Below are 18437 nucleotides of genomic sequence, written 5' to 3'. Positions count from 1 at the left end.
CAGCGGCGGCAGGATCAGCCAGCGCGAATTCGCATCAAGGTGCAATACGCCACCGGCAGGATCACCAGGGTCAACAGGGTGGCGACGCCCAGACCGAACACGATGACCACCGCCATGGAGGCGAAGAAGGCATCGGTGAACAGCGGCAGCATCCCCAGCATGGTGGTCACGGCGGCCATGGTCACCGGCCGCACACGACTGACCGCGGCCTGGATCACGGCGTCGTGGGCATTGTCCTGCTGGCCACGCTGCACGTTGATCTCTTCCATCAGCACGATGGCGTTCTTCAGCACCATGCCGATCAGGCTCAAGGTGCCGAGCAGCGCCATGAAGGTGAAGGGCGCCCCGAGCAACGCCAGGCCACCGATGATACCGATCAGCATCAGCGGCACGATCGACCAGATCGCCAGCGCCTGGCGCAGCCGGCCAAACAGCAGCACGGTGATAATGAACATGCCGAGCAGGCCCATGGGCAGCGATGACAGCAGCGCCTTCTGAGCGTCGCTGGCAGTTTCGTACTCACCGCCCCATTCGATGGCATAGCCCGGCGGCAGCTCGATGGCCTCGACCAGGGGACGCAGCCGCGCCAGCACGCTGGCAGCGGTCTCACCGGACAGCGGCATCGGCTCGGCGTACACCGCCAGCATGCGACGCCGGTCACGACGCTTGATCAGCGGATCACGCAGCTCGGTGTGCAGCTCGCCGAGCACGTTGCCGGCGCTGAGATAACGTCCCTGCTCTTCACTCCAGACGTTGACCGCGCTGAGGTTGTCGATGTCGTGGCGCTGGTCCTCCCGGGAGCGCATCACGATCGGAATCAGCTCGCTGCCTTCCCGGTAGACGCCGACCTGCTCGCCGTCATTGTTGAGCCTGAGCGCCTGGTGCAAGGCGTCCCGGGTGACTCCGACGCGACGTGCCTGTTGCTCGAGGAACTCGGGCACGATGACGCTCTCGCGATTGCTCCAGGACAGCCGGATGCTGTCGGTCATCGGCTCGTCCTGGAAGATGCCACGCACCTCGGCGCCCAGGCGGTGCAGGGTCTCGGGATCGTCACCGTAGATGCGCGCCTCGATGCTGGCCTTAGCCGAGGGGCCGACCTGCAACGCCTGGACCTTGTACTGGACCCGGGGGAAGCCCTCGCGCAGGGTCTCGATCACCTCTTTCATGCGGGCTTCCCGGGACGCGCGGTCCTCGGTCTCGACGATCAGCTGACCAAAACTCGCATAGCGGTCCTCGGGGGCATAGGTCAGGGTGAAGCGCTGTGCGCCGCCACCGATCACGCTGGTCACCCGGGTCACGTCCTGCATCTCCAGCACCTGCGTCTCGAGGCGCGCGATGGTGCGCTCGGTCTCCAGCACGTCGGTGCCCTCCGGCAACCACACATCGGCAAAGAACAGCGGTGTGGTGGCGTCGGGAAAGAAGGCGTTCTTGACCTGCCCCGACAGCGACAAGGCACCGGCCAGCAGCGCCACCGCCAGCACCAATGTCAGGTAGCGGAATCGAACCCCCAGCACCAGCAGGCGGCGAAACACCCGGAACAGCAGGCCACGATAGGGATCGCTATCCCCCTCCTCGCCCGCTTCGATGCGTTCCTTGAAGAACAGATCGAAGAAGAAGGGGGTCAGGGTCAGGGCGGTGATCCAGCTCAGGAACAGCGAATAGCACAATACCCAGAACAGTGACCCGACGAACTCGCCGGTAGCGTCCGGCGACAGCCCGATGGGAGCAAAGGCGGTGATCGCGATGACCGTGGCACCCAGCAGCGGCAGGCGATTCTGACCGACCACCTCCAGCGCCGCCTGGCGCTTGGTCTTGCCCCGGGCAAGGCCGATCATCATGCCCTCGGTGACCACGATGGCGTTGTCCACCAGCATGCCGAGGGCAATGATCAAGGCGCCCAGCGAGATCTTCTGCAGCTGGATGCCGTGAATCGACATCATGATGAAGGTGCCGAGGATGGTCAGCAGCAGGATCAGGCCCATCAGCAGCCCGCTACGCACCCCCATGAACAGCAACAGCACCAGTATGACGATGCCGACCGCCTCGGCCAGGTTGATCAGAAAGCCGTTGACCGCGTCCTCCACCACCTCGGGCTGGTGGTAGACGGTGGCCAGTTCCATGCCCAGCGGCATGCGCTGTTCGAGCTCGGAAAGCCGCTTCTCGACCCGTTCGCCGACCTCCACCACGTTGACGCCGGAACCAAACGAGATGCCGATGGACAGCGCGGACTGCCCCCCTGCGTGGTAGAGCAACTGGGGCGTATCGGTGGTCTGGCGAGTGACCTCGGCGATATCGCCAAGGCGGATCAGGCCGTCACCGGGGCGGCCCACCACCAGCCGCTCGAGCGACTCGACGCTGTCGAACTCGCCGGTGGGCTGCACCGACAGCGACAGGCCATCGAGCTTGATATGGCCCGCGTCGCCCACCACGTTCTGGGCGTTGAGCAGGTCACTCAACTGCTGTGGCGAGATCCCCAGCGCGCGCATCCGGTCACGGTCCAGCGACACCACCACCTGGTCCTGCACGGTGCCGGCGATGGCGACCTTCTTGACCCCGTCGACCAGGCGCAGCTCCCGCTGCAGCAGGTCGGCGTGGTCTTCCAGGTCCTGCTGGCTGTAGTCCTCGCCGGTCAGGGTCAACAGCAGGCCGAAGACGTCACCGAAGTCATCGTTGACGATGGAGGTCCCGGCGCCGGGAGGCAGCTCGGCCTGGACGTCGCTGATCTTGCGCCGCAGCAGGTCCCAGTACTGGGCAAGTTCGTGCTCGCGCACCGTGTTCTCGAGCTCCACGGTGATCTGCGACAGGCCGTCGGCGTTGACCGAGCTGACCCGCTTCAGGTCGGGCATCTGCTGAATCGCCTTCTCCAGGCGCAGGGTGACCTCCTCTTCTACCTGTTCTGGCGTGGCGCCGGGGTACTGGGTCGAAATGATGGCGTTGCGGATGGTGAACTCGGGAAACTCCAGCTGCCCGAGCCCGAAGAAAGACACCACCCCGCCAACGGCCAGCAGCAGGGTGATCATCCAGCTGATGACCTTCTGGCGCAGAAAGTAGTCGACCATCGATCAGAGCCCCTCTTCCTTGATCCAGGGTCGTACCCTGCGTCCTTCCTGCATGCGTTCGGCACCGGCGGCGACCAGCCGGTCGCCGGCCTCGAGCTCGCCCTCGATCAGCATCCCCTGGGTGGTGATGCGCCCCGGCACGACCGGCACCGCCTCGACACGTCCAGGGCCGTCGGCGCGGGACTCGTCGTCGGGCACGAAGCGCCACACCACCGCCTGGTCAGGCTGCGATTCCCGCGTGGCCACCGCCGCCACCGGCACCCGCCAGGGATCCTGGCTATCACCGGTCAGGGCGCTCATGTCCAGCAGCACCGTGGCGCTCATGCCCGACAGCACCGTGATGTCGTCGGGTTCAGGCAAGGTCAGGGTGACCTCATAGCTCAGCGACCCCTGGCTGACGCTGCTGTCGTGCTCCTTGTAGCGGGCCGGGTAGCGCTGCTGCTGGTTCTCGGCGAAGGTCACCCAGACCACCGCGTCCTCGCCGTCCTGCACCGCCTGGGCGCGCTCGTCATTGATCCGACGGACCTGCTGCTCCGGCAGCTGGAAGGTCACGTCGATGGACCCCGGCTGCTGCAGCTCGGCGATGGTCTGCTGGGCACCGACCACCTGATAGTTGTCCACCGGAACCGACGCGATCACGCCGCTGAAGGGCGCGCTGAGCTCGGTGTAGCTGAGCTGGTCCTGGGCCTGCTTGAGCTGGGCCTGGGCCGACAGAAACTCGGCACGTGCCTCGTCGAAGCGGGACCGACTGATGGCACCACGCTCCAGCGAGATACGCATACGCTCGTAGGTCGCCTCGGCCAGGTTGTAGCTCGAACGGGCGTTGGCCAGCTGGCTCTTGGCATCACGATCATCGAGGCGGGCGATAAGGTCCCCCGCTTCCACCTCATCCCCCGGCTGCACGGCCAGCTCGCGCAGTTCCCCACCGACCCGGAACGACAGCTCCGAACGCTCCGAGGCCTGCACCTGGCCGGGATAACGCATCAACATGCCCTGACGCCCGGCGTCCAGCGACACCAGCTTCACCGGGTGTACCTGCTGCTGGGACAAGGGCGGCTGGTCGGATTCACAGCCGGCGACAAGCGCCACGACGGCAAGCAGACTGAACCTGGCCAGCAGGCGCTCAAGGCGCGACGTCGGAGGAAACGTAGAGAAGGTCATGGGGGCTCCTGAGGCGTCAGGGACGCGGGTTGTCGTGGCGAACGGCAATGGCGTCCCAGGCCATCGCAAAGGCCTGGTCGATATTGGTGTGGGTGGGCTCGAACGGGTGGCTCCCCTGGCTCTGCACCAGGTGGTAGATCGGGCGGAACATGAAGCTTTCCAGCAGCGCAAGCCCAACCGGCTTGAGCACGCCATCCCGATGCCCCTGGGCGATGGCATCGAGCAAGGGCGCCAGGCGCAGATCGTTGCGCTCGCGGACCCGATCATTCATCCATACCGAATGGCTGAAGGCGTCGTGGAAGCGAAACAGGCGCGACTGGTCGAGGGCCAGATGAAACAGCGCATGCCACATCTCGCGCAGCGCCTGGCGCAGCTCGAGTGCCGCATCGAAGGCCTCCAGGGCGGTATCGATCAGCTGGTCACAGACGTGCACAAAGGTCGCCTCCAGCAGGGCGTCCTTGTCGGCAAAGTGGATATAGAGGGTGGCGGGCGACACCCTGGCGCGACGCGCGATACGGGCCACCGAGGCCACGCCGAAGCCGTGCTCGGTGACCTCGACCAGGGTCGCCTCGAGCAGTGCCACCCGCTTGGTGTCGTCGCGTGGGCGCATGACATCTACCCTCTTTTGAGATGCCTCTTAAAATAAATGAATAGTTATTCACTTTCAAAGCCCGCCGAGCCAAGGTCTCACTTCCGTTTGGTGCGCGCCTTCATGCCTCCCCTTGATGGCCAACTGCAGCCGCCGGCACGGACTGGTATGATCTGGCCTCCCGTCCGTCAGCGGTGCCCGCAGCAGGAGTCCGTCCGTGTCCAGCAGTACTCATTCCGTGGCCAAGGTTCGTTCCCGGCGGCTTTCGCGCTGGGGCTGGTTGACGCTGGCTGTCGCCGCGGTGGTGGCACTGCCGGTGCTGGTGATCCTGGCCCATATTCTGGTGCCCGCCGGCGATATCTGGCGTCACCTGGCCGACACTGTGCTGACGCGTTATCTGCTCAACACCCTGTTCCTGGTGCTCAGCGTCGGCCTTGGCACCCTGGCCATCGGTACCGGCTGCGCCTGGCTGGTAGTGATGTGCCGTTTTCCCGGCAAGCGCCTGTTCGAATGGGCCATGCTGCTGCCGTTGGCGGTACCCACCTACGTCATCGCCTACGCCTACACCGACTTTCTGCAGTACGCAGGGCCGGTGCAGGAGGCCCTGCGCGAAGCCTTCGGCTGGTCCCGCGGGGACTACTGGTTTCCCGACATCCGCTCGTTACCGGGTGCCGCCACCCTGATCACCCTGGTGCTCTACCCCTACGTGTACATGCTGGCCAGGGCGGCCTTCCTCGAGCAGTCGGTGTGCATGCTCGACGTGGGACGCACCCTGGGCCGTGGCCCCTGGCAGATGTTTACCCAGGTGGCGGTACCGCTGGCGCGACCGGCGCTGGTGGGGGGCGTGTCGCTGGCCTTGATGGAAACCCTCAACGAGTTCGGCGCGGTGCAGTACTTCGGCGTGGATACCTTCACCACCGGCATCTATCGCACCTGGTTCGGACTTGGCGAACAGGTCGCCGCCGCCCAGCTGGCGGCGTGTCTGCTGGCCTTCGTGATCCTGTTCGTGCTGCTGGAGCGCTGGTCCCGGGGCAAGCGCCGCTTCCACCACACCTCTCACCGCTACCAGCAACTACCGGAGTACCGTCTAAGCGGTGCACGCGCCTGGGCGGCCACCCTGGCCTGCGCGCTGCCGGTGACGGTGGGCTTCCTGTTGCCCTGCCTGCTGCTGGGGTACATGGCGCTGAAGGCCGGAGACAGCGTGCTGGGCAGCGCCTTTTTCGAATACGCCGGCAACAGCCTGCTGCTGGCAGCCGTCGCCGCCCTGATCGCGGTGGGGCTGGCGGTGGTGCTGAGCTATGGCGCCCGACTCGAACAGGGCCCGCTGACCCGCACGGCCACTCGGGTGGCCTCGCTGGGCTACGCGATTCCGGGGTCGGTGGTGGCGGTAGGCATCCTGATCCCCTTCGCCTGGGTCGACGTCCAGCTCAACCAGCTGTACAAGGCCGCCACCGGGGAGGTGATCGGCCTGGTCCTCAGCGGTACCGCCTTTATCCTGATCTATGCCTATGTGGTGCGTTTTCTCGCGGTGTCGTTCAACGCCGTGGAAGCGAGCCTGGGCAAGGTCACCCCGTCGATGGACGCGGCCGCCCGCACCCTCGGCGAGACCGCCACCGGCACCCTGCGCAAGGTGCATACGCCGATCATGCGCGGCAGCCTGCTGGCCGCCGGGATCCTGGTCTTCGTCGACGTGATGAAGGAGCTGCCGGCCACCATCATCCTGCGCCCGTTCAACTTCGACACCCTGGCGGTACGAGCCCACAACCTGGCCGCTGACGAACGCCTGGCCGAGGCCTCGACAGCGTCCCTGGCCATCGTTGCCGTGGGGATCATTCCGGTGGTGCTGCTGAGCCTGGCGATGCGCCGCTCGCGCCCGGGCCAGGCCAGCGACTGACGCAGGCCCCTTCTGGATACGACTGGATACGACCGGATACGAATAGTGACCCCCTGGTGCGCCGGGGCCAGGGGGTCTAGACGGCTTCGGCGCCGGACGCCTCGGCGGGGAACACGAATACCTGGGCCGGGTCGAGACTGACCTGCACGGCCTGGCCTTCCCTCGGCAGAAAGACCCCGGGTACCCGGGCGTGCATGTGGGCCTCCTGGCCATCGATACCGTGCACGCAGAGGTGCAGCAGACTGCAACGCCCCAGCAGTCGTGCCATCAGCACGTGGCTGTGGTGGGCGTGCTGGCCGTCGCTCTCGATTTCCACCACCCTGAGCGCCTCCGGGCGCATCAGCACCTGGGCGCGGGCGCCGTCAGGCAGGTCGGTGGCGACGGGTCCCACCGCGGTATGCACATAGCCACGCTGGGCGACGCCTTCCAGGCGATTGACGTCCCCGAAGAAGGTCACCACGAAGGGGTCGGCCGGCGCGCAGTAGAGCTCTTCCGGCGTGCCTACCTGCACCACCCGACCATCGCGCATCAGCACGATGCGATCGGCCATGAACATCGCCTCTTCGGGGTCATGGGTCACCAGTAGGGTGCCTGCGCCCACCTGCTTGAGCACGTGCAGGGTGTCATCGCGGATACGGTCCCTGAGACGCGCGTCGAGGCTCGAGAAAGGCTCGTCCAGCAGCATCAATTGCGGCGAGGGCGCCAGGGCCCTGGCCAGGGCCACCCGCTGCTGCTGGCCACCGGACAGGGTGTGCGGGAAGGCCTCGGAGTAGCCGTCCATACCCAGCTGAGCGAGCAGCTCCAGGGCTCGTTCACGGCGCGCCCGCGCCGGCATCCCCTTGAGCCCGAAGGTCACGTTGTCGAGCACGCTCAAGTGGGGAAACAGTGCCGATTCCTGGAAGGCCAGCCCCACGCTGCGCTTCTCCGGCGGCACGTGGGGGCGCCCCGGTGCGGCCAGGGTCTGGCCGTCGAACTTGAGCTCCCCCTGCTGCAACGCCTCGAGTCCGGCGACGATGCGCAGCAGCGTCGTCTTGCCACAGCCCGACGGCCCGAGCAGGCACACCACCTCGCCCGGCGCGATGTCGAAGGAGGCGTCGCTGACGGCAAGCTTGCTGTCGTATCGATGCTGGATATTGCGCACAGCCAGCAGAGGATCGGCGACAACGCCTTCCTCGAAGGTCTGCTCGGAAACGGTGGCGGAGCTGGCAAGGTGTGAGGTCATGGAGGGGATCGCGTGTCGAAGGTCGGATGGACGACGGCGAAAGCCGATGGATTGGCCATGGTAACGCGAATCCTTTCGACACGCCTTCTCCTTTGCCTGTGCGATATCTCACGCTCCAACAGGTCAGCCTCGCAGTTCTGCCGGCTCCCGAAGCAGCGGGTGCCAGGTAGCGCAGCGCCAGGCTGGAGCGCCCGATGGTCGGAGGTATCCGCCCCCGACGCAGCCCCCATCAGTACATCGATCGTGCCCCCTCCACTATGCCGAGAGAAGCACCCTGCATCAGCCCAAGGAGGCACAGTGATTGACGCCGTGCCCGGGAGGTCGTTCAATACGGACACCGAATGACACGTATTATCATTCCATCCGCCACTCGAGGTCTCCGATGTCCAACGTCTCTCGTCTTGCCATCGCCATCGCCCTGGCCGGCGCTTCCGGTCTCGCCTACGCCGACGGCAGCGTCAATGTGTACTCGGCACGTCACTACGACTCCGACCAGGCCATGTACGACGCCTTCACCGAACAGACCGGCATCGAGGTCAACGTGCTGCAGGGCGATTCCGACCAGCTCATCCAGCGCATCAAGCGCGAGGGCGAGGCCAGCCCCGCCGACATCATGATGACCGTGGACGCCGGCCGCCTGTGGCGCGCCGAGGAGGAAGGCATCTTCGCGCAGGTGGACTCCGAGGTGCTCAACGAGCGCCTGCCCGAGAGCATGCGCCACCCCGAAGGCGACTGGTTCGGCTTCAGCCAGCGCGTGCGGGCGATCTTCTACAACCCCGAGACCATCGAGCCCGAGCAGGTCGACAGCTACGAGAAGCTGGCGGACCCCAGCCTCAAGGGCAAGATCTGCATCCGTTCCTCCAACAACATCTACAACCAGTCACTGCTGGCCTCGATGGTCGAGCACCACGGTGAGGAAGGTGCCGAAGAGTGGGCCCAGGGCGTGGTCGACAACATGGCTCGCGACCCCGAGGGTGGCGACCGCGACCAGATCAAGGGCGTAGCCAGCGGCGAGTGCGACGTGGCGGTGGCCAACCACTACTACTACGTGCGTCTGCTGACCTCCGACGACGCCGACGAGCGCGAGGCCGCCGAAAGCGTGCAGATCCTGTTCCCCAACCAGGATGACCGTGGTGCCCACGTCAACGTCGGTGGTGCCGGCCTGGTCAAGGGTGCACCTAACCACGACAACGCCGTCGCCTTCCTCGAGTTCCTGGCCTCCGACGAAGCTCAGGAACTGTTCGCCGTGGGCAACCACGAATTCCCGGTGGTCGAGGGCGTCGCCGTGGACGAGGTACTCGGCTCCTGGGGCGAGTTCAAGAAGGACGAAGTCAACGTCAGCGTGCTGGGCGAGAACAACCCGGAAGCGGTCAAGATCTTCGATCGCGTCGGCTGGCGTTAAGCCCGTCCACGCCAGGCCCTCGCCGCTGATGAGGGCCTGCGCAAGCAGCACAAACGCCAAGGCCACAACGACAGGGCCCGTGCCGATCGGCACGGGCCCTGTCGTTGGTGCAGCCAATGGACCCGTCATGGGTCCAACAGCGGCAGTCAGCCGTCGGTGGACTCCAGACGCTGATCATCCGGGTGCTGCCACACATCCAGGCTGCCCATACGGCGGCCGCGGTCGTTGAGGAAGGTTTCCAGCGTCACGGTGGTGTCGCTGCCGGCCCTGGAGAAGACCAGACGATCGGACGTCTCGCGGGTGGAGGTCCAGTCACTGCCCAGGCACTGGCCAAGGGCCTCACCACCGGCCACCAGGGCACCACGAGGGTCGTCACTGTCCATCCGTCCGAAACAGGAGTAGTGATCCGGGCGCTGCGCCGAGGTGATCAGACAGGAGTCGTGGAAGGCCTGGACATCGGTTTCCCAGCTGCGGGTCAGCCGAGTGTCGTCGAAGCGTCCCTTGATGTCGGTGAAATCATTGTCGGCACTGGCCACGGCCTGATTGAGGGCGTCGCAGTCGAACATCTCGGCCGCCGTCTGCGGTTGTGAGGTCGACGCACAGCCAGCCAGTGTCAGCATGGCCACAGCGGCCCATCCCATCTTTCCCCGTGTCATATCCTTGTCTCCGGCAGTGAGGCCGTGGCAACCACGACCAGATAAGCAATCCATGACCGACACCATAGCACCCGCAGTGCCATCTCGGCAGTCTGAAGACCTACTTCGCGTGACGCGAGTGACTAGACGGTGGTGGCGACATCCAGTTCCTTCAGCGCCTCATCCAGCATTTCGGCGAATACGGCGATGGCCAGAGGCAGCGGCCGATCCTTGGCCACACACATTTCCAACTGTGCCGCAGCGATACCACGATCCCGCAAAGGCACAAAGACAAGCTCCCCCTCGGCCAGTTCACGAGTCACATCCAGCGGATTGAGAAACGCCACGCCCACGCCCTCTCTGGCGAGCGACTTCATGCTCAGGATGCGGCCACACGCGGCAACGGCGGAGAGTCGCACGTCCTGAGTGGACAGCGCGCGTTCCAGAGTAGAGCCACGAAACATTGCCTGGTCCGGCAAGATGACCGGGACGTTCTCGAAATCCTTGAGGCGAAGCTCGCTCGCCTTGGCCAGAGAGTGCCACGGCGCCATGACCGCCCCGAAACGCAATTCGAGCCGTCGCAGGGTACGCAGGCGCGGATTGGACGGCGGATTGATGCAAAGTCCGATGTCAGCTTCTCCCGACAGGATAGCGTCGATGATGGGGTCGGTAAGATCGGTGGACAGGTCGAAACGCACACGAGGATAGCGCTCCATGAAGCGCCGAATGGTCACCGGCAGCAGGCGGTCGGTCACTGACTCCACCGACGCGACCCGCACCTCACTGGTACCGGTGCCACGGATATCGTCCAGCACCCCCAGCAGCTGACGTTCGTCCCGCTGCCACTGTCGCACCTGATAGACCAGCAGCTCGCCCGCCGAGGACAGGCGCAGGCCGCGGGGAAGCCGCTCAAACAGCGGTACGCCAAGCTCGTCCTCCAGCTTGAGGATCTGGCGATTGACCGCCGAGGCCGCCACATGGAGGTGGTCTGCGGCCCTGCGGATCGACCCTTGTCGGGCAACCTCATCGAAATAGCGTAGCGCGGTGGTCATCAAGGGCACGCGGAGTCTCCTGATTCGTCAGACCATGGCTGGCTCACTAATCGTTGCCATTTCGGCAACACATCTCACGAAAAACGATGATAGACGCGCACACTGACTCAGCGCTAGCTTTCCTCTGAAACCCGCAGAAGAAACGCGGTTCGGCAAACACCTGGACGCACAGTCTTGAACGACAACAACAATGAGGCCACCCATGTCTTCTCCTCTTCGCACCGATTCCGTCGATCCGGTGGACGAACGGCTGCCACTGAAGGCTGCCATCCTCTACGGCTTGCAGCACGTACTGGTGATGGCAGCCGCACCGATCACGGCGGTCTTCCTGGTCGGCCAGGCGCTGGGCTTCGGGCCTGACGTCACGGTACCGCTGATGAGCGCCACCTTCCTCGCCTGTGGCCTCGGCACCCTGCTGCAATCCATCGGGGTTCTGGGCTTCGGCGCGAGACTCCCGTTCGTGCAGGTCCCTGGCGGTGCCCCCATCGTCATCTTTCTGGCGATCGCCCAGGCCACCGATATCCAGACCGCCACCGGTGCGGTGATTCTGACCGCCTTGTTCTACTTCCTGGCACTACCCTTCTTCACCCGAGTTCTCCGCTTCTTTCCCCCCATCGTGATCGGCACCATGCTGCTGCTGGTGGCCATCAACCTGGTCAAGATCTTCGGTGGCCTGATCGCCGGGCGTCCTGACAGCCCCGACTTCGCCGCTCCTTCGACCATTCTGCTGGCGCTGGCCACCATCGCCTGCATCGTCATCAGTGCCAGAGTGTTTACCGGCGCCCTGCGTCGCATCTCGGTGATGATCGGGCTTGTCATGGGTGCGCTGATCGCGGCAGCCTTCGGTCACCTCAGCGTGGCGGGCATCCTCGATGGCCCCTTGATCGCCCTGCCCCAACTCTTTCCTTTCGGCATGCCCAAGTTCGACCTGCTGGCGTCCCTGCCGCTGATCATCTTCAGCGTGGTGTCGATGACCGAGGCCACCGGCCAGACCATGGCCACCGCCGAAATCGTCGGCAAGCGAGGCGATGCCAAGGCCCTGGTTCCCAGAAACATTCGCGCCGACGCCCTGGGCTCGCTGTTCGGCGGCTGCCTCGGCACCTCGCTGATCATCACCAGCGGCGAGAATATCGGCATCATCCGGGCCACTGGCGTGCGCTCGCGCTATGTCACCATCGCCGCCGGCTGTCTGCTGATCCTGCTGGCCATGCTGGCACCTCTGGGCCGACTGGCCGCCACCCTGCCGACACCGGTGGTGGCCGGCACCGCCGTCATCGTCTTCGCCATTATCGGGGTCATGGGCATCAATATCCTGCGCCGCGTCGACTTCAATGAGCACGGCAACCTCTTCACGCTGGCCTCGGCGCTGGCCATGGGTCTGCTGCCGATCGTTGTACCGGGCTTCTACTCTGCCTTCCCGACCCACCTGCAGATCATCCTGGGTAATGGACTGGCCATGGGCACTCTCACCGCGGTGATCGTCAACCTGGCCTTCTACCACCTGGGCAGCGGCAACAGCGCCCGCGAGACCCAGCCCTCCCACACCGAAGCTCCGGAGACAGATTCATGACGCTCGATCAGCAACTGCGCCAGCGACTCTCGGCCAGCGAGCTGCTGCTGTGCCCTGGCGAACTGCTTGCGAATGGAAGCATTCAGCGTGACATGGGAGTCGTGACGAGCGCCGGGCGCTTCATCGATATCGGACCCAAGGAAGCCCTGGTCGCCCGTCATCCGACGTTGTCCCCGATCGACCTGCCGGGACACCTGATGATGCCGGGGTTCGTCGACAGCCACCATCATCTGACCCAGTCACTGGGCAAGTCGCTGGTGTTCGGGGAACCCTCCGAAATCTTTCGACGCATCTGGGTGCCTCTGGAATCCAGCCTGGACGAGCGACTGCTTCACTTGTCGTCCAAACTGGCGGCGCTCGAGGCCTTGCGCGGAGGCTTTACCACTGCGGTGGACGCGGGTACCCGCAGTGCGGGGGAAATCGGCGCACTCGCCAAGGCGGCCGAAGAAAGCGGGCTTCGCTGCGTGCTCGGCATGATCTGCAATGATCGGGGCGGTAGCGGTTCGCCCCAGCAACGCAGCGCCATTCTCGACCGTGCCGTGGCCCACCTGGCGGACTACCGCGACCACGCGTTGATCCATCCATCCCTGGCAATTTCCATTCCCGAAGCGGCCAGCGACGATATGCTCAATGACGTCGCCACGCTATGCCGCGACAAGGGAGCGATCTTCCAGAGCCACGTCAACGAGCACCTCCAGGCGGTCGAACGTTCTCTGGTAACGCGCTCACAGCGGCCTCTGGAGCATCTGCACGCGGTGGGCGCACTCGGCCCACAGACCCTGATCGCCCACGCCACCCTGGTCACGCCAGACGAGCTCAATCTGCTGCGAGATACCGATACCGCGGTGGCCTTCAATCCGGTCGCCAGCAGCTGGAAAGGCAACGCGGTGGCGCCCGCCCTGCAGATGGCGGCGCTTGGTATCCGTTTCGGGCTCGGTACAGACGGTACCCGCAGTGATGGCTTTCGCCTGATGGATGCGGCCGAGACCAGCCAGCGAATGGCCTTCGGTCTGGCTACCGGCGACAGCTCCTGCGGCGGTGGCTGGCGCTGGCTGGAACACGCTACCCAGGGCAGCGCCGAGTGCTGCGGGCTTGGCAGTATCACCGGCGACATCACTGTGGATAAAGCCGCCGACTTCCTGCTGGTGGATCTCGAGGTGCCTGAGATGACGCCTTCCTGGGACCGGCCCTGGGAACTTGTGCGCTACGGCAATCGAGATCAGATCGAAGCCGTGTTCACCGCTGGCCGACTGAGACTCTGGCAAGGCTGGCCAGTGGACTGGGACGCACGGGCACTGCTTGCTGAAGTCCGCGAGGTGGCTCCCGCCGCCATCAACAAGGCACCGATCCAGCGGGTCCACCCGACCTCCGAGGTGCATCGCGAGCGCCATGGAAAAGCTGGTGAAGCGACGCCCTCAAGGCAGCGAGGCAATGGGGAGCCCCGATGCTGACGACCACTACCTATGCGATCGCCGCCGTAGCCACCCTGCTGGCGTCCTTCGTCCAGGGAGCCATCGGTATCGGTTTCGCGCTGATTGTGGCCCCGGTGCTGGGAATTCTGGCACCGACTCTGCTGCCGGTGGCATTGCTGGTCCTGATGCTTCCGCTGAATCTGCTGGTGGCGCTGCGCGAGCGCGAGGCCATCGATTGGCGCGGCAGCGCCTGGATCAGCGCTGGACGATTGCCAGGCACCCTGGCCGGGCTCGCGGTGTTGATGGTGCTGAGCACTCAGGGGCTCAACCAGTTGATCGGAGCGTCCACCGTGCTCGCGGTGCTGGTCGCCCTCTTTGCTCCGGTGTTTCGACCGGGCACCGGCGCCTGCCTCACGGTGGGTGCCATCACCGGTGTCACCGAAACCGCCACCGGGGTCGGTGGCCCTCCCCTGGCCCTGCTCTACCAGCATCGACCGGGTCCCGAGCTACGCTCCACCATTGCCTGTTGCTTCGTGGTCGGCGAAGTGCTGTCACTGTTGATTCTCGCCATGGCAGGTGCCGTGCAACAGACACAGCTGTGGTGGGCGCTCGCTCTTCTTCCTCCTCTGCTGATCGGTACCGTCTTGAGCCGAATCATGCACCAGCGTCTGGATGCCAAGCGCCTGCGTCAGGGGGTCCTGTTGTTTGCGCTACTCTCCGGGCTGTTCCTGATGGTGCCGCGATAGCCAGCGTCTGTCTTTTGCGCGAGCGATCAAGACGGCTAAGCTGACAGGGCCACCTCTCGCTCAAGGATAGGGAATGTCCGCCATCTTGCTCTGGACGCTGGTCGCCATCATCGCCACCGCCATCATCTGGAAGGGCAGCGGTCTGCTCGAACGCTCGAGCCAGCGCCTGTCGGCCTACTACCGGCTGCCGGAAATCGTTCAGGGCGCCATCGTGGTGGCGGTAGGCTCGAGCTTCCCGGAGCTGTCCACCACCGTCATCTCGACCCTGGTCCACGGCGAGTTCGAGCTCGGTGTGGCGGCCATCGTCGGCTCGGCGCTGTTCAATATTCTGGTGATTCCCGGGCTCAGCGGGCTGGCCTCGAAGTCACCGCTTCAGGCCAATCGCGACCTGGTCTACAAGGAAGCCCAGTTCTACATGATCGCGGTGGCGGTGCTGACCCTGACCTTCGCCTTCGCCGCCATCTACCACCCGGTGGAGACCTCGCCCCAGGGCGGCAGCATCCAGGGCGAGATGACCCGCTGGCTGGCCTTGATGCCGGTCGCCCTGTACGGGCTCTACCTATTTGTGCAGTACCAGGACACTCTGGATCATGAATCCGACGAGGACGTCAGCGACATCCGCCCGGGACGAGAGTGGGGGCGACTGGCGCTGTCGCTGGTGGTCATCGTGATCGGCGTCGAGGGGCTGGTGCGCGCGGCGATCAACTTCGGCGAGATCTTCGGCACCCCGAGCTTCCTGTGGGGCATCACCGTGGTTGCGGCCGGCACCTCGATTCCCGATGCCTTCGTCTCCATCCGCGCCGCACGCCAGGGACGCGGCGTCACCAGCATCGCCAATGTGCTAGGCAGCAACACCTTCGACCTGCTGGTGTGCATCCCGGCAGGCGTGCTGATCGCCGGTACCGCGGTGATCGACTTCTCGCTGGCGGCGCCGATGATGGCCGCGCTGACCTTCGCCACGGTGCTGCTGTTTCTGATGATGCGCACCCAAATGGTCCTGTCGCGGCGCGAGTCGATCTGTCTGCTGGTGGTCTACGCGGCCTTCGTGGTGTGGGTCTCGCTCGAGTCCTTCGGCACCATCGACCTGGTGCCGCACTTGCCGCCATCGGGCGCTGTCAGCGCCCACGCCACGACTGGATAGCGATGACACTAGGCGCCCAGACGATCGGCCAGATCGATCAACGAGGTGCAGTGGAGATCGTTGTCGGGCGAACCTTCCACCGCCTTGGGGGCGTCTTCGCCGAACTCATGGGGACGCTCGATGTAGGCGGTCTTGAGGCCGCAGCGGCGGGCGGCGTCGAGGTCGTCCTGGTGGGCGGCCACCAGCATCACCTCCTCGGGGGCCACCTCGAAGACCTCGGCCACTCCCAGGTAGGTGTCGGGATGGGGCTTGTAGGCGCGAAAGACCTCGGCGGACAGGATCAGGTCCCAGGGCAGGCCGGCGTGCTTGGCCATATTGGCGAGCAGCCCCAGGTTGCCATTGGACAGGGTGCACAGGGTATAGCCGCGCTTGAGCCGTGACAGCCCCTCGACGCTGTCGGGCCAGGGCGCCAGACGATGCCAGGCGCGGTTGAGATGGGCCCTGCCCGCCTCGTCCAGTGCCAGCCCGTGGCGATCGAGCAGCTCATCGAGAATCATCCGATGCAAGTCGTCGATACGCGTCCAGCCAAGCTCGCCGGACATCACCCTGTCCATGGCCGGCCGATAGCCCGCGCGCCAGGCTCGGGCAAAGTCCGCGGGCGTCATCGATGCCGCTGCGCCTGGCGACGTGAGCAAACCGAGCGCCTCGACCTCCCGGGCGATACTGCCATGCCAGTCGACCACGGTGCCGAAGATATCGAAGGCGAGTATCTGCGGGCGTACCGGTGTTGTCGTCATGGTCGCTCTCCTTGTTTCGCGGCCGGTGGGGCTTGTCCAAAGTCGTAGCGGTACCCTACGGCGGGTACCAAGGCTTGGCCTAGCGCTTTGGGTCTGCCGCCCCGGGCGCCAACCTCGCCCTGAGCGACTCAGCAAGAAAGTCGATAAACAAGCGTATACGCACGACCTGACGCATGTCCTGGTGGGCCAACAGCCACAGGTCGACCGCCAACGCCTCCAACTCATCTCCCACCTGTTTCAAGCCGACATCAGCATCGCCCAGATAACGAGGAAGCACCACCGCCCCCAAGCCACGCCTGGCGGCCTGCTGCCGCCCCAGCAGGCTATCGCAACGGAAGCGGACCATGGCTCGTTCGACCTTGTCTTCCATCCAAGCCGCCAGCGCCGCATCGTCGGGGCGCTGTCCCTGATCAATCCAGGCGGTGATGTCGCCCGGCTCGGAGATGTCGCCATCGCGAGCCACGTAGATCGCCTGGCGGATCGAACCGACTCGCCGACCGACCAACGTCTCGGGTGGCTGGTTGGAGGGCCGAATCGCCACCTCGGCGTCGCGAGCGGCCAGATCATAGAGGGCATTGGAGACCGAGACATCAAGCACGATGGCGGGATGGCGTTGCTGGAACGCCTCAAACACCGGCATCAACAGCCCCTGCAGCAAGGAGTCTGTCAGGGTGACGCGAATGACGCCCTCCAGCCGTTGATCCCGCCCCTGGATGCGGCGCGCCACCCCTTCTACCTCCTGGTGCACGCGCGCTGCCGCCTGCGCCATCTCTTCCCCTGCCAAGGTGGGCTGGTAACCACCGGGTGAGCGCTCGAACAACAGCACGCCCAGGCGCCGCTCGATGTTTCGCAGGCGCCGAAACACGGTGGCGTGGCTGACGCCAAGCTGGCGTGCCGCCCCTGAGAGAGAGCCCGAGCGCGAAATCTCGAGCACCGTCCTCAAGTCGTCCCAACTGTTCATTTTTGCAATGCCTACTGACAAGAATAGGGAATTTCGTTGCACAAGTGTAAGGCATAGCCTGAACCACACCCACCGCAACGGAGTCGACCATGAATGTCCTGATCGTTCACTGTCACCCTGAACCCCAATCCTTGAACGGCGCCTTGACCGTCATCACCGCCGACACTCTGATCTCCCAGGGCCATCGGGTGGTCATCAGCGACCTGTACGCTGAAGGCTTCGATGCCATTGAACACCCTCGCCACTATCGCAATCGCCAGGATTCGCAGGTATTTAACGCACTGACGGAGCAACGCCACGCCTTCGAAGGCGGACAACTTCCCGACGACGTGGCAAGAGAAATCCAACGGCTGGAACAGGCAGAGCTGGTGATTTTTCAGTTTCCACTGTGGTGGCATGGACCACCGGCCATGCTCAAGGGCTGGTTCGATCGCGTGATGGTGTACGGAGGGATGTACTCTGGAAGTCGCCGCTATGATCACGGGCGACTCAAGGGCAAACGCGCCATCTGCGCGGTGACGACAGGATCGCCGGCGGAGGCCTTCGAGCCCGCCGGCAGAGCGGGAGACATTGTTCGGCTGATGTACCCCTTCCACTGTTCCCTGTATTACCTGGGCCTCGAAGTGCTGCCACCACAGCTCGCCTTCGGCATCCAGGGCGGCGGCCTCGCCTATCAGGAGGAGACCGCATTCCGCCGGCACCTCGAAAGCACCAAGGCCGACTGGCGGGCCAGGCTCAAGGGCCTGGAAGGGGAGTCGACGATCCCCTTCTCAGGGTGGGATGACTGGGACGAGCAAGGTCGGCTGGGCCTGCGTCATCCTCTGCGATGGCGATAGAAGCTCCGACTCGGCGCTCC

Annotated in this window: 15 protein-coding genes; 7 read left to right on the top strand and 8 right to left on the bottom strand. The window is 65.0% G+C overall.

Annotated features, from left to right (window positions below; genetic code table 11):
• Positions 1 to 14: 14 nt before the first annotated feature.
• From NFG58_RS01985 to NFG58_RS01975, 3 genes are read right to left on the bottom strand one after another with little or no spacing between them, the layout of a single operon-like run.
• The gene (locus NFG58_RS01985) at positions 15 to 3059 is read right to left on the bottom strand and encodes an efflux RND transporter permease subunit (protein ID WP_348827491.1); all 3045 of its coding nucleotides are present in this window, start codon (positions 3057 to 3059) and stop codon (positions 15 to 17) included.
• Between the two features lie 3 nt (positions 3060 to 3062).
• Positions 3063 to 4220, bottom strand: a complete 1158-nt coding sequence (locus tag NFG58_RS01980) for an efflux RND transporter periplasmic adaptor subunit (protein WP_108131137.1) — start codon at positions 4218 to 4220, stop codon at positions 3063 to 3065.
• 16 nt (positions 4221 to 4236) lie between these two features.
• A complete protein-coding gene (locus NFG58_RS01975; protein WP_348827490.1) occupies positions 4237 to 4830 on the bottom strand; it encodes a TetR/AcrR family transcriptional regulator in 594 nt (197 codons plus the stop codon).
• Between the two features lie 217 nt (positions 4831 to 5047).
• Between NFG58_RS01975 and NFG58_RS01970 the strand changes: the two genes are divergently transcribed.
• Positions 5048 to 6703, top strand: a complete 1656-nt coding sequence (locus tag NFG58_RS01970) for an iron ABC transporter permease (RefSeq protein WP_348828112.1) — start codon at positions 5048 to 5050, stop codon at positions 6701 to 6703.
• A 76-nt stretch (positions 6704 to 6779) separates the two neighbouring features.
• Here the strand turns inward: NFG58_RS01970 and NFG58_RS01965 are convergent, their stop codons facing one another.
• On the bottom strand, positions 6780 to 7925 hold the full coding sequence (locus NFG58_RS01965) for an ABC transporter ATP-binding protein (RefSeq protein ID WP_045991380.1): 1146 nt from the start codon (positions 7923 to 7925) through the stop codon (positions 6780 to 6782).
• Positions 7926 to 8307: 382 nt separating this feature from the next.
• Between NFG58_RS01965 and NFG58_RS01960 the strand changes: the two genes are divergently transcribed.
• Positions 8308 to 9327, top strand: a complete 1020-nt coding sequence (locus NFG58_RS01960) for a Fe(3+) ABC transporter substrate-binding protein (protein WP_287163394.1) — start codon at positions 8308 to 8310, stop codon at positions 9325 to 9327.
• Between the two features lie 146 nt (positions 9328 to 9473).
• Here the strand turns inward: NFG58_RS01960 and NFG58_RS01955 are convergent, their stop codons facing one another.
• Together NFG58_RS01955 and NFG58_RS01950 are read right to left on the bottom strand one after the other, a co-directional pair.
• Positions 9474 to 9983: a hypothetical protein gene (locus tag NFG58_RS01955; protein ID WP_124804995.1), complete on the bottom strand. Its 510-nt coding sequence runs from the start codon at positions 9981 to 9983 to the stop codon at positions 9474 to 9476.
• Between the two features lie 122 nt (positions 9984 to 10105).
• Positions 10106 to 11014, bottom strand: coding sequence for a LysR family transcriptional regulator (locus tag NFG58_RS01950; RefSeq protein WP_348828111.1), 909 nt, complete (start codon positions 11012 to 11014; stop codon positions 10106 to 10108).
• 202 nt (positions 11015 to 11216) lie between these two features.
• Between NFG58_RS01950 and NFG58_RS01945 the strand changes: the two genes are divergently transcribed.
• The 4 genes from NFG58_RS01945 to NFG58_RS01930 all read left to right on the top strand — a co-directional run bounded on the left by NFG58_RS01945 (position 11217) and on the right by NFG58_RS01930 (position 15883).
• Positions 11217 to 12584 carry a uracil-xanthine permease family protein gene (locus NFG58_RS01945; RefSeq protein ID WP_348827489.1) on the top strand — a complete coding sequence of 456 codons (1368 nt, stop codon included), beginning with the start codon at positions 11217 to 11219 and terminating at the stop codon, positions 12582 to 12584.
• The gene (locus NFG58_RS01940) at positions 12581 to 14035 is read left to right on the top strand and encodes an amidohydrolase family protein (protein WP_348827488.1); all 1455 of its coding nucleotides are present in this window, start codon (positions 12581 to 12583) and stop codon (positions 14033 to 14035) included. The genes NFG58_RS01945 and NFG58_RS01940 overlap by 4 nt, the downstream gene beginning before the upstream one ends.
• Positions 14029 to 14742 carry a sulfite exporter TauE/SafE family protein gene (locus NFG58_RS01935; protein WP_197037042.1) on the top strand — a complete coding sequence of 238 codons (714 nt, stop codon included), beginning with the start codon at positions 14029 to 14031 and terminating at the stop codon, positions 14740 to 14742. Before NFG58_RS01940 ends, NFG58_RS01935 begins: the two co-directional genes overlap by 7 nt.
• 73 nt (positions 14743 to 14815) lie before the next feature.
• A complete protein-coding gene (locus NFG58_RS01930; RefSeq protein WP_348827487.1) occupies positions 14816 to 15883 on the top strand; it encodes a sodium:calcium antiporter in 1068 nt (355 codons plus the stop codon).
• 8 nt (positions 15884 to 15891) lie between these two features.
• Here NFG58_RS01930 and NFG58_RS01925 read toward each other — a convergent pair whose 3' ends face one another.
• Both NFG58_RS01925 and NFG58_RS01920 read right to left on the bottom strand, forming a co-directional pair.
• Positions 15892 to 16620 carry a haloacid dehalogenase type II gene (locus NFG58_RS01925; protein ID WP_213229964.1) on the bottom strand — a complete coding sequence of 243 codons (729 nt, stop codon included), beginning with the start codon at positions 16618 to 16620 and terminating at the stop codon, positions 15892 to 15894.
• A gap of 79 nt (positions 16621 to 16699) precedes the next feature.
• On the bottom strand, positions 16700 to 17581 hold the full coding sequence (locus NFG58_RS01920) for a LysR family transcriptional regulator (protein ID WP_348827486.1): 882 nt from the start codon (positions 17579 to 17581) through the stop codon (positions 16700 to 16702).
• Positions 17582 to 17670: 89 nt separating this feature from the next.
• Between NFG58_RS01920 and NFG58_RS01915 the strand changes: the two genes are divergently transcribed.
• The gene (locus NFG58_RS01915; RefSeq protein WP_348827485.1) at positions 17671 to 18417 is read left to right on the top strand and encodes an NAD(P)H-dependent oxidoreductase; all 747 of its coding nucleotides are present in this window, start codon (positions 17671 to 17673) and stop codon (positions 18415 to 18417) included.
• Positions 18418 to 18437 lie beyond the last annotated feature (20 nt).

Origin of the sequence: Halomonas sp. RT37, from assembly GCF_040070525.1 — a bacterium.
Classification (GTDB): Bacteria; Pseudomonadota; Gammaproteobacteria; order Pseudomonadales; family Halomonadaceae; genus Halomonas; species Halomonas litopenaei.
The sequence above is the reverse complement of the archived record's forward strand: the minus strand, read 5'-3'. Positions and strand labels throughout refer to the sequence as shown.

What these genes read in the sequence shown, in the direction of transcription:
- NFG58_RS01985 (WP_348827491.1), bottom strand. Translation starts at nt 3,059, where the DNA reads ATGGTCGACTACTTTCTGCGCCAGAAGGTCATCAGCTGGATGATCACC.
- NFG58_RS01980 (WP_108131137.1), bottom strand. Translation starts at nt 4,220, where the DNA reads ATGACCTTCTCTACGTTTCCTCCGACGTCGCGCCTTGAGCGCCTGCTG.
- NFG58_RS01975 (WP_348827490.1), bottom strand. Translation starts at nt 4,830, where the DNA reads ATGCGCCCACGCGACGACACCAAGCGGGTGGCACTGCTCGAGGCGACC.
- NFG58_RS01965 (WP_045991380.1), bottom strand. Translation starts at nt 7,925, where the DNA reads ATGACCTCACACCTTGCCAGCTCCGCCACCGTTTCCGAGCAGACCTTC.
- NFG58_RS01960 (WP_287163394.1), top strand. Translation starts at nt 8,308, where the DNA reads ATGTCCAACGTCTCTCGTCTTGCCATCGCCATCGCCCTGGCCGGCGCT.
- NFG58_RS01955 (WP_124804995.1), bottom strand. Translation starts at nt 9,983, where the DNA reads ATGACACGGGGAAAGATGGGATGGGCCGCTGTGGCCATGCTGACACTG.
- NFG58_RS01950 (WP_348828111.1), bottom strand. Translation starts at nt 11,014, where the DNA reads ATGACCACCGCGCTACGCTATTTCGATGAGGTTGCCCGACAAGGGTCG.
- NFG58_RS01945 (WP_348827489.1), top strand. Translation starts at nt 11,217, where the DNA reads ATGTCTTCTCCTCTTCGCACCGATTCCGTCGATCCGGTGGACGAACGG.
- NFG58_RS01940 (WP_348827488.1), top strand. Translation starts at nt 12,581, where the DNA reads ATGACGCTCGATCAGCAACTGCGCCAGCGACTCTCGGCCAGCGAGCTG.
- NFG58_RS01935 (WP_197037042.1), top strand. Translation starts at nt 14,029, where the DNA reads ATGCTGACGACCACTACCTATGCGATCGCCGCCGTAGCCACCCTGCTG.
- NFG58_RS01930 (WP_348827487.1), top strand. Translation starts at nt 14,816, where the DNA reads ATGTCCGCCATCTTGCTCTGGACGCTGGTCGCCATCATCGCCACCGCC.
- NFG58_RS01925 (WP_213229964.1), bottom strand. Translation starts at nt 16,620, where the DNA reads ATGACGACAACACCGGTACGCCCGCAGATACTCGCCTTCGATATCTTC.
- NFG58_RS01920 (WP_348827486.1), bottom strand. Translation starts at nt 17,581, where the DNA reads ATGAACAGTTGGGACGACTTGAGGACGGTGCTCGAGATTTCGCGCTCG.
- NFG58_RS01915 (WP_348827485.1), top strand. Translation starts at nt 17,671, where the DNA reads ATGAATGTCCTGATCGTTCACTGTCACCCTGAACCCCAATCCTTGAAC.